This is a genomic window from Aquabacterium sp. UBA2148, assembly GCF_002328915.1.
In the GTDB taxonomy this organism is placed as follows: domain Bacteria; phylum Pseudomonadota; class Gammaproteobacteria; order Burkholderiales; family Burkholderiaceae_C; genus Aquabacterium; species Aquabacterium parvum.
In genome coordinates, this window is the sequence record NZ_DCXA01000327.1 from 1 (window position 1) to 10,062 (window position 10,062).

A 10,062-nucleotide genomic window follows, 5' to 3' on the forward strand; every position below is an offset into this window, starting at 1 on the left:
CCAGGGCTTCCAGGACCTGCGCGTGCAGCTCGAAGGCACCGAGAACCGCATCACCGTGGCACGCAACCGCTACATCCAGACCGTGCAGGAGTACAACGTGCTCGCGCGCAGCTTCCCCAGCAACCTCACCGCCAAGGTGATGGGTTACGAGGTCAAGCCCGGCTTCACGGTGCAAAACGAAGCCCAGATCTCGCAGCCGCCCACGGTCGATTTCGGCGACAAGAAGTGAGCTGAGGCAGGCACGCGATGACAGCGGTGCTGCGCGGCTTCCTGAGCCTGCTGCTGACCTGGCTGATGCTGGGCGGTCTGGGCGTGGCCGCACAAGCCCAGGACGGCGGGGTGCTGCCCGTTCCGGCGCTCAGCGGTCACGTCATCGATCAGGCCAGCGCACTCGCCGCACCACAGCGCCAGGCGATCGACGACAAGCTCTCGGCCTTCGAGCGCGAACGCGGCACGCAACTCGTTGTGCTGATCGTGCCCACCACGCAACCTGAGGACATCGCCGCCTACGCCCAGCGCGTGGGCGACACCTGGAAGATCGGCCGGCGCAACGTGGGCGATGGCCTGCTGCTGGTCGTGGCCCTCAACGACCGGCGCGTGCGCATCGAGGTGGCCAAGGCCCTGGAGGGCGCGGTGCCGGACCTGGCCGCCAGCCGCATCATCGAAGGCGCCATCGTGCCGGCCTTCAAGCGCGGTGACGTGGCTGCGGGCATCGACGCGGGGGTCGATCAGTTGATGGCCCGCGTGCGTGGCGAAGAACTGCCCCTGCCCGAGCCTGGTCGCCCCCACTCCCCACCTGGGGCGCAACTTGAAGACCTCGTCGTCTTCGGCCTCATCGGCGTGCCCATCGTCGCGGGGGTGCTCGGTGCCATCTTCGGCCGCAAACTCGGCGCCATGCTCACCGGCGGGCTGGGCGGCGGCATCGTGTGGTGGCTCACCACCAGCTTGATGCTGGGCGGGGTGGCCAGCGTGGTGGTGGCCATCTTCGCGCTGGCCATGGGCAACGGCGGCGCGCGCAGAGGCGGCTGGGGCGGTGGCCCGGGTGGCGGCTGGGGAGGCGGTGGTGGCTGGTCTTCCGGCGGGGGCGGCTGGTCATCGGGCGGCGGTGGCGACTTCGGAGGCGGCAGCGCATCGGGCCGCTGGTGACACATGGCTGAACACCCGAACACACCCGCCTTCCAGCGCACGGCTGCCAGCTGGCTGCGCCACCTCTGGCTGGACGCTGCCGACAGCCGTCGGCACCTGCCCGACGACGCCCGGCAACGCCTCGAAGCGGCGGTGCGCGCCAGCGAGGCCCGCCACCTGGGTGAGCTGCGCATATGCGTGGAAGCAGGCTTGAGCCTGCCCCGGCTGTGGCGCGGCCAAAGCCCCCGCCAACGCGCCATCGAGTGCTTCGGCCTGCTGCGCGTTTGGGACACCGAGCACAACAATGGCGTGCTCATCCACCTGCTGCTGGCCGACCGCCGCATCGAGGTGGTGGCCGACCGAGGCCTGAGCCAGCGCGTGCCGCCCGAGACCTGGCAGGCGCTGGCCGATCACCTGGGCCAGGCGCTGGCGCAAGGCGAGATCGAAGCAGGCCTGCAGCAAGCCATCGCCCGCGTCGGTGACCTGCTGCACGCACACTTCCCGGCCCCGGCCCACGCGCACAACCCCAACGAACTGCCCGACGCCATCGTCCTGATCTGAATCGACCCGAAGTGACCCGTCCCAGCACCCTGATGAAACCGGCCGAGATCGAAGCGTTTTTCCAAACACTTCAGGCCGCCAACCCCCACCCCGAGACCGAGCTGCACTACAGCACGCCCTTCGAGTTGCTGACCGCCGTGTTGCTCTCAGCTCAGGCGACCGACGTGGGCGTCAACAAGGCCACGGCCAAGCTCTTTCCCGTGGCCAACACGCCCGCCACCATCCTGGCGCTGGGCGAAGAAGGCCTTTGCGAACACATCCGCACCATCGGCCTGTACAAAAGCAAGGCCCGGCACCTGCTGGAGACCTGCCGCATCCTCATCGAGCAGCACGGCGGCGAGGTGCCGCACGACCGAGAGGCCCTGGAGGCGCTGCCGGGCGTGGGGCGCAAAACAGCCAATGTCGTGCTCAACGTGGCGTTCGGCGAGCCCACCATGGCGGTGGACACGCACATCTTTCGCATGGGCAACCGAACCGGGCTCGCGCCTGGCAAGACGCCGCTGGCGGTGGAGCTCAAGCTGCTCAAGCGCATCCCTGCGCCTTACCTGCAGCACGCGCACCATTGGTTGATCCTGCATGGGCGCTATGTTTGCCAGGCACGCAAACCACGCTGCTGGGAATGCAGCGTGGCCGCGACCTGTCACTTCAAGGACAAGACACCAGCGCCGACTTGACGGCCGCCTGTTGGCGACGACGGGCCAGCGCACCCACGGCCAACAGGCCGGTGAAGCTCAGCACCCAGGTGCCAGGCTCGGGCACGGCGGCAGCCATTTGCAGCCCCAGGTGGTTGTGCACGTAGGCCGTGGGGTGCACTTTGTCGAACAGCACGTGCTGATCGGAGTCGGCGCAAAGGGTGCCGCCGGTGCCGCTGTAGTTGCCGGTCCAGCAAGGCAGGCTGGCGGTGCCACCCGCGCCGACGATCTCCTTGGTCACGGCCAGGAACGAGGGGTAGACATCGAACAAGGTGATGTCCACGCCCAGCTCGGCCTCCAGCTTGTTGGCGGTGAAGGTCAGGCCCTGGTTGAAGGCCACGCTGATCTGATGCAAGGCGTTCTGCAGCTGCGTGCCACCCGCAAAGCCCAGGCCACTGGCGCCCAGGTCGGGCAGCGTCGGCAGGAAGAAGTGCTGCGCACCACCGGCGTCCAGCGAGCGGATCATGCCCTCGTAGTTGCTGCGAGCCTGAATCAACAACTGGGTGACCGTCTCCGTCGTGATCGGCGTGGCGCTGTCGAGCAGCTTGAAGACATCATTGCCGCCGCCCCACACGAAGTACAAAGCCTCGGCGTCCACCGCGTTCGACTTCTCGCCGAGGTACTGCTTGACCTGAGAGGTCATGCCGGTGGCGTCCAGGATGGGCGTGGCCGTCTTGTTGCCCGTGCCGGTGGTGGCGCCACCGTATGCGCGGTCATCGAGCGCCAGGCCCAGCTGCTTGGCCATGACTTCCACCGCCACGGGGCCGTCGCTGAACCGACCCTCGAAATACGGCGAGGCGGGCGTGTCCACACCGAACTTCGCCATCAGGGCATGCAGGTTGCCGTTGTCGGACAGGCTGTCGCCAAAGGCGACGATCTGAGAGTAAGCCTGGGCCGACGATGCTGCGGCCAAGGCAGCGGCGGTCAGGGCCAGTCGGACGCTGGTGTGCAAGCTGATGCGCATGTGGGAACCCCTCTGGTGGTGTGTGTTGAACTCGGATGGTTGGCGAGTCTGCCCCCGAAGTTCGCCTCAGCCGGTCGGGGTTGCCCCCATGTCCAGGGGGGATGGGTCCAGCGACAGCCCCGGGTGACGCAACACCAGGCCAAGTTCGTGTTTCATCCGGACATTGCTCAGTCGACGCGACTCGCACAGGAAGCTCCATTGCATCGGACTGACCCGCGCACGCAACTCGTCGCGCGCCAGCCTGGGTGGGCGAGGCAAGCCGCTGAGGTCGGCCACCCGATCGAAGTGATCGCCCATCAGGTGCTGGGTGTCGTCGCACACATGCACCACGCGCTGCGGCTTGAGCCGCCACAAGGCCAGCATGCAGGCGCGGGCCAGGTCATCGGCGTGGATGTGGTTGGTGTAGACGTCGTGCTCGCGCGCCAGCACCGGCGAGCCTCTGCGCACGCGCTCGCGCGGGTCCCCACCCTCGCGGCCCACGGCGTAGATGCCGGGTATGCGCAGGATGCCCACGGCCACGCCACCTTCCAGCCGAGCGCTGTGACGGTGCGCGGCCCGCGCCTTGCGACGCCCGAACGCCCTCAAGCGCTGCTCGGCATCCACACGCCTGCGCGCGCGGTCCGACTGCGGTGCGACCGTGCGCGTCTCGTCAAAGAAGGCGCCCGCCGCATCGCCATACACACCAGTGGTGCTGCCATAAACCAGGCTGACCGACCCGCCGCGCTGCGCCAATGCGTGCAGCAGGGCCGCCGTGCGGGGGTCGCGGCTGCCGCTGCCGGGCGGTGGCGCCAGGTGCAGCACGCGTGGGGCCAGCCCTGCCAGCCGAGCCAATGAACCAGGCACATCGAGCGAGCCCACCAAGGGTGTGACGCCCCATTGCCGCAGGGCCGGCACGCGCGACGCAGACGAGGTCAGCACGCGCACGCGAAGCCTGCCGCCGAGTTCGCGCAACACGCGCTGCCCCACGTCGCCGCAGCCCACGATCAGCAAGCGAGCCTGGCGAAAAGCCCGGGGTCTGTGCACCTGCGGCGAAGCACGGGGACACCAGGTGGCGGGAGCGACAGCGGGGGACGACCTGAAAAGGGACATGGGAGAATCATGCCTGTTTCCAATCGCCTTGCCGTGCGCCCTCTTTCTTCGCCTCGATCATGAGTTTCACCGTCTCGATCCAGCCCAGCGGGCGTTCTTTTTCCATGCAGCGCGATGAGACCGTGCTGAGCGCCGCCATCGGCTCCGGTGTCGGCCTGCCCTACGGCTGCAAGGACGGCGCCTGTGGCTCGTGCAAGTGCAAGCTGTTGGAGGGCCGCGTCATCCACGGCGCCCACCAGGCCAAGGCCCTGAGTGAGGCCGAAGAAGCCGCCGGCTGGATGCTGAGCTGCTGCGCCACGCCTCAGACCGACCTCGTCATCGAGTCGCGGCAGGTGGTGGGCCTGGGCGATCACCCGGTCATCAAGATGCCCACCCGCGTGACCAGCCTGACGCCGGTCGCGCCCGACGTGATGGTGATCCGGCTGCAACTGCCCGCCACCCATCAATTCGGCTTTCGCGCCGGCCAGTACATCGAGTTCATCCTCAAAGACGGCGTGCGGCGCAGCTACTCCATGGCCAACGCCCCGCACACCGCCAAAGAGCCGGGCACTGCGGGTGGCATCGAGCTGCACATCCGCCACATGCCGGGTGGCCTGTTCACCGACCACGTCTTCGGTGGCATGAGGGAAAAGGAAATCCTGCGCGTCGAAGGCCCGCACGGCACCTTCTTCCTGCGCGACGACTCCGACCGCCCCATCGTGCTGCTGGCCTCGGGCACCGGCTTTGCCCCCATCAAGGCCATCGTCGAGCACATGCGTCACGAGGGCATCGAACGCCCGACCACGCTGTATTGGGGCTGCCGCAGCCGAGCCGACCTCTACCTGCACGACTGGGCCACGCAGCAAGCCGCAGAGCTGCCCTGGTTGAACTACGTGCCCGTGCTCTCCGACGCCCACCCCGAAGACGGCTGGCAGGGCCGCACCGGCTTCGTGCACCAGGCCGTGCTGGCCGACCTGCCAGACCTGTCTGCCCACGAGGTCTATGCCTGCGGCGCCCCGATCATGGTCAGCAGCGCCCGCAGTGACTTCACCACCCGGGCAGGCCTGCCTGACGAATTCTTCTACGCCGACGCTTTCACCAGCGAAGCCGACAAGCACGGCGGCTGAACCCCACACCTTCAACAGGAACAGGAGATGACCATGGCCTACGACACGAACAACATCTTTGCCAAGATCCTGCGCGGCGAGATCCCGTGCATCAAGCTCTTCGAGGATGAGCACACGCTGGCCTTCATGGACATCATGCCGCAGGCCGAAGGCCACGCGCTGGTCATCCCCAAGGAGGCGGCCACCACGCTGTTCGAGCTGTCCGACGCCGCTGCGGCCGCCTGCATGGCCACCGTGCGCCGCATCGGCAACGCGCAAAAGAAGGGCCTGGGTGCCCAAGGCATCGTGCTGATGCAACTCAATGGTGAGGCCGCCGGCCAGACCGTGCCGCACTTTCACATCCACGTGATCCCTGGCTCGATCGCCGACCTGCGCAGGCCGCACGCCGCCGTGATGGCGGACATGGCACACCTGAAGTCCGTCGCAGAGCGCATCACCGCCGCGCTCTGAAGAGCGACCTCGCCCAAAGCCGTCCTTTTGGATGGTGTGGCGCGGGGCTCGGGTTCGTACACTGCGCTGGCTCGGCTCCGGGCCATTAGTGCAAAAATACCGGTCAGCTCCCCCCTTTTTCGAGGGAACCCTCGCTTTTTGCGCCTCTGCCCCCCCCAAGGCGCAGGGGGGAGCCATGCCCCCAAGATGGGTCAAACCACCCATACTGGATCACTTACAAAATTTACATGTGGGTTCCAGGCCCACACGGAGATTTCCATGCCTCAGATCCTCGGACGATCCGGCCTCAAAGGCCTGACCGCCTGTGTGCTCTTCGCCCTGTCCACTGCCAGCCTGGCTCAATCGAGCGTGGACGATCAGTACCGCCTCGGCCTGTACCAGCGCGAGACGGGGCTGCCTTACGCCTCGATCGAGACCCTGGAGTCTTTGCTGGCGGCCAACCCGACGCTCAACCGCGCACGCCTCGAGCTCGCCGTTGCCTACCACCGCACGCTGGACTACGCCCGTGCGCGCGCCGAGGCCGAGCGCGTGCTCAAGGACCCGAACACCCCTGAGACCGTTCGCCTGTCGATCAGCAGCTTCCTCAAGCAGATCGAGCTGGAAGAGCGCGCCAACTTCGGTCAGCCCCACCGCTTCGAAGCCAACGTCTCGCTCGGTCTGATCTACGACAGCAACGTCAACGCCGGCCCCGATTCGACCCTGCTGGGCTCGTTCAACGGTGGTGACCTGCTGCTCAACTCCGAGTTCACCAACAAGTCCGACTGGGGCAGCATCGCCCAGGCCGAGCTGCGCCACACCTGGCAACGCCCTGCCCCCGTGCGCGTGCTCGACCAGCCCTCGCGCCTGCTGTGGACCAGCTCCCTGGGCCTCTATCACAAGGGCTACAAGCAGTTCAACGAGTACGACCTGGGTGTCGTGACCGTGGCCACCGGCCCCGCCCTCATCGTTGGCAACAGCTGGCGCGGCAACCTGAACTTCCAGCTCGACGACCTGCATTTCGGTGGCGAGCACCTGGGCCTCTACAGCTCCATCAGCCCCTCGGGCACCTGGAAGGTCGGCCGCAGCGGCGAACTCACGCTTGACGCGCAGTGGGTCAAGCGCGACTTCCACCGCGCTGGTGACTCTGCCCGCGAAGGCCAGTACCGCAGCGTCGGCGCCAGCTATGGCCGCATGATGGGCAACCAGACTTGGTCGCTGCAAGGCGGCGTGCGCCTGTTCGAAGAATCGGCTCGCGAAGACCGCTTCAGCTACACCGGTGACGAGTGGTTCGTGGGCGCTCGCGCGCAGCTCGCCGGCATCGACCTGTTCACCCGCGCCGCCTGGCGCAACGCACGCCACATCGGTGTCGAGCCTGTGTTTGCGGTCAGCCGCCGCGAGACCGAGCGCCGCATCGAACTGGGCGCGGCCTACACCTTCAACGCCGGTCTGATGGAGAAGTGGCAGCTCGCCGCCACCCTCACCAACATCCACAACAAGGCCAATGTGACCTTGTACGGCTACGACCGCGACACCGTCACGATCAACCTCAATCGCAGTTTCTGATAGCAGGAGCACCACCATGGCAAACCGCATCCCGACCCTCCTGGCCACCGCAGTGGCCGCCGCATGCAGCCTGAGCGCCCATGCAGAGGAGATCAAAAAGCCCGCCACAGGCTGCACGGCTGTTCAAACAACGGCTCCTTCGCAAGACAACTTCGCGAAGGTGGTTCTGTATGCCGACGTGACGATCGCCAAGGACTCGGTTTGTGAGTGGGGCATCTGGGAGGAGCTTGAGCCAACGGCCGCTGGTCCGCAAACGCCGCTGCCTTTGCTGGCCAGCAGCCCGGAAAGGTATCGCCCGATCGGCGACGTGACACCCACCACGACTCCTCCCGTCACCCCTCCTGTTGACCCTGGCAGCGTGGGCAAGCTGGTCGGCTTTGGCGTGATCTACGCAGTGGAATCGCCGATCCTGGAGCAGGCTGCAGCGGTTGAAGGTCGATTTGCACCGGCTCGACAAGCTTTCAAGCTTGAAACCGATGGCACATCCTGGATGCCACAGGAAGTCACCGTGAGCACCGTCAGCATTCGGGACGCCGTGCCGGCTTTCGACCAGTTCGGCCCGATGGTGTTGAGCGGCTCATCCGCGCATGTGCGCGAGGCGGTTTCGGAAACCTCCATGGAATATGGCTCGATCCTGACTCAGCTGGGCTCGGTCGCCAGCAACTTGCCTGGTGCGCCCTCCGAACTGGATCACTTCAACGGCGAGATCACCCGCTACGTGAGCGGCACCCCACAGGCAGAGGCGCTCAATCAACGCCCCTCGGCTCAGTTCTACGGTGTGTGGGGCGTGACCACCCCCGAGAACGACATGGCGGTGCTGCTGCGCAACAACGTCACAGCCACCTACTCGGGCTACATGGTCAATGAGGGCAATGTGCGCACGGGCTTCATTGTCATGAACACCAACTTCGGCAACGGCACCTTCAATGCCACCGTGAACGGTGGCAGGGACCAAGCTGGTGTGACGGTTCAGCAAACAACGTCTGGCCAGTTGCAACTGCAGGGCCAGGTGGGCTTCTACATGAGCGGCACCATCGCGGGAGCAAACTGGCAGGCGACGTCGTTCAATGCGGACGACCTCAAGCGCAATCCCAAGACCTTGCGCCCGGTGCCCATCACGGGCGCCGCAAGTGGGTCGTTCATTGGCCCACAGGCTGCCGCAGTGATCGGCGCGGTGGACATCACCAAGTCCAACACACGCACAGACCCCGCCTCGAACTCCCCGATCTACGACGGCGGTCGGTACGTGTCTTCTCTGGTGGCCGTCAAGCAACAGCCCAAGTGAGCAGAACGCCTTTGAAAGGCCCTGCCCAACGCCCCTTCGGGGGCGTTTTTCATGGGGGCTCAGCCCCCAGGTCAACCCCCCAGGTACGCCGCCTGCACCCGCGCGTCGCCGAGCAGCTCAGCGGCCTCACCGCTGAGCGCCAACTCGCCTGACTCGAGCACGTAAGCCCGATCGGCCATCTGCAAGGCACGCTGCGCGTTCTGCTCGACCAGCAGCACCGTCACGCCTTGCGCGTGCACATCGCGCACCACCTCGAAGATCTGGTCGACGATGATGGGCGCCAGGCCCATGGTGGGCTCGTCGAGCAGCAGCAGCTTGGGACGCGCCAGCAGCGCGCGGCCCATGGCCAGCATCTGCTGCTCACCACCCGACAAGGTGCCGGCCAGCTGACGATGCCGCTCCTTCAGGCGCGGAAAGCGCTGGTACACCGCGTCGATGTCGGCGTCGACTTCGCCATCGCGGCGCAAGTAGGCCCCCATGCGCAGGTTCTCTTCGATGCTCATGCGCGCGAAGATGCCGCGGCCTTCGGGCACCATCACCAGGCCTTGCGCGACCAGGTCCCACGGACCTTGTGCCCCGATGGCGCGGCCTTGGTAGCGCACCTCGCCACCCTGGGGTTGGAGCAAGCCGCAGATGGCTTTGAGCGTGGTCGACTTGCCAGCGCCGTTGGCACCGATCAGGCTGACCAACTCACCTTCACGCAATTCAAGGTTCAGGCCCTTGACGGCCTGGATGCCGCCATAGGCCACGCGCAGGTCGCGCAGCTCCAGCAGCTTGTTCGATGGGGTCGTCATCAGTCGCCCTCCCCCTGCCGGGCATCACCCTTGGCCGCCACCGGCGCGTGCGAGGTGCCCAGGTATGCCGCGATCACCGCCGGGTGGCGCTGAACCTCGGCGGGCGAGCCGCTGGCGATCAGCTTGCCCTGATCCAGCACGGTCACGTGGTCACACAGGCCCATGACCAGCTTCACATCGTGCTCGATCAGCAGCACGGCTCGGCCCTGCTGACGGATGCGCTCGATCAACTCCCGCAGTTGCACCTTCTCGGTGGCGTTCATGCCGGAGGCGGGCTCGTCCAAAGCCAACAGCTTGGGTTCTGTGGCCAGCGCGCGGGCGATCTCCAGGCGGCGCTGGTCGCCGTAGCTCAGGGTCCGCGCGGTCTGCTGCGCCCGGCCCTCCAGCCCGACAAAGGTCAGCAGCTCGCGGGCCTTGTCGGTGATGAGCTGCTCCTCATGCAGGAAGGCCCGTG

General features: G+C 66.7%; 12 protein-coding genes. 8 read left to right on the forward strand and 4 right to left on the reverse strand.

Annotated features, from left to right (window positions below):
* From B2W70_RS18205 to nth, 4 genes are all read left to right on the forward strand, one after another.
* Positions 1–229, forward strand: a 229-nt coding sequence (locus B2W70_RS18205; protein ID WP_286747979.1) for a LemA family protein, incomplete at its 5' end; no start/stop codon positions are given.
* A 17-nt stretch (positions 230–246) separates the two neighbouring features.
* Entirely contained in the window at positions 247–1,146 is a 900-nt protein-coding gene (locus tag B2W70_RS18210) for a TPM domain-containing protein (RefSeq protein WP_286747981.1), read from the forward strand.
* 3 nt (positions 1,147–1,149) lie between these two features.
* Complete coding sequence (locus tag B2W70_RS18215; RefSeq protein WP_286747983.1) at positions 1,150–1,686, forward strand: TPM domain-containing protein; 537 nt, start codon at positions 1,150–1,152, stop codon at positions 1,684–1,686.
* Between the two features lie 32 nt (positions 1,687–1,718).
* Positions 1,719–2,360, forward strand: coding sequence for an endonuclease III (gene nth / locus B2W70_RS18220; protein ID WP_286748000.1), 642 nt, complete (start codon positions 1,719–1,721; stop codon positions 2,358–2,360).
* Here nth and B2W70_RS18225 read toward each other — a convergent pair.
* Both B2W70_RS18225 and B2W70_RS18230 read right to left on the reverse strand, forming a co-directional pair.
* The gene (locus B2W70_RS18225; protein WP_058086407.1) at positions 2,332–3,342 is read right to left on the reverse strand and encodes an SGNH/GDSL hydrolase family protein; all 1,011 of its coding nucleotides are present in this window, start codon (positions 3,340–3,342) and stop codon (positions 2,332–2,334) included. The two genes, nth and B2W70_RS18225, sit on opposite strands and share 29 nt — an antisense overlap.
* 66 nt (positions 3,343–3,408) lie before the next feature.
* Positions 3,409–4,365 (reverse strand): SDR family NAD(P)-dependent oxidoreductase, encoded by a 957-nt coding sequence (locus tag B2W70_RS18230; RefSeq protein ID WP_286747986.1) that lies wholly within the window; start codon positions 4,363–4,365, stop codon positions 3,409–3,411.
* A 125-nt stretch (positions 4,366–4,490) separates the two neighbouring features.
* Between B2W70_RS18230 and B2W70_RS18235 the strand changes: the two genes are divergently transcribed.
* The 4 genes from B2W70_RS18235 to B2W70_RS18250 all read left to right on the forward strand — a co-directional run bounded on the left by B2W70_RS18235 (position 4,491) and on the right by B2W70_RS18250 (position 8,814).
* Entirely contained in the window at positions 4,491–5,537 is a 1,047-nt protein-coding gene (locus B2W70_RS18235) for a CDP-6-deoxy-delta-3,4-glucoseen reductase (RefSeq protein WP_286747987.1), read from the forward strand.
* A gap of 33 nt (positions 5,538–5,570) precedes the next feature.
* Positions 5,571–5,987, forward strand: coding sequence for an HIT family protein (locus tag B2W70_RS18240; RefSeq protein WP_058086456.1), 417 nt, complete (start codon positions 5,571–5,573; stop codon positions 5,985–5,987).
* Between the two features lie 258 nt (positions 5,988–6,245).
* A complete protein-coding gene (locus B2W70_RS18245; RefSeq protein ID WP_286747990.1) occupies positions 6,246–7,529 on the forward strand; it encodes a tetratricopeptide repeat protein in 1,284 nt (427 codons plus the stop codon).
* 16 nt (positions 7,530–7,545) lie between these two features.
* The gene (locus B2W70_RS18250; RefSeq protein ID WP_286747991.1) at positions 7,546–8,814 is read left to right on the forward strand and encodes a hypothetical protein; all 1,269 of its coding nucleotides are present in this window, start codon (positions 7,546–7,548) and stop codon (positions 8,812–8,814) included.
* 71 nt (positions 8,815–8,885) lie between these two features.
* Here the strand turns inward: B2W70_RS18250 and B2W70_RS18255 are convergent, their stop codons facing one another.
* Together B2W70_RS18255 and B2W70_RS18260 are read right to left on the reverse strand one after the other, a co-directional pair.
* Complete coding sequence (locus tag B2W70_RS18255) at positions 8,886–9,608, reverse strand: ABC transporter ATP-binding protein (protein ID WP_286747993.1); 723 nt, start codon at positions 9,606–9,608, stop codon at positions 8,886–8,888.
* A partial coding sequence (locus B2W70_RS18260) for an ABC transporter ATP-binding protein (RefSeq protein ID WP_286747994.1) occupies positions 9,608–10,062 on the reverse strand: 455 nt, incomplete at its 5' end. The genes B2W70_RS18260 and B2W70_RS18255, both read right to left, overlap by 1 nt.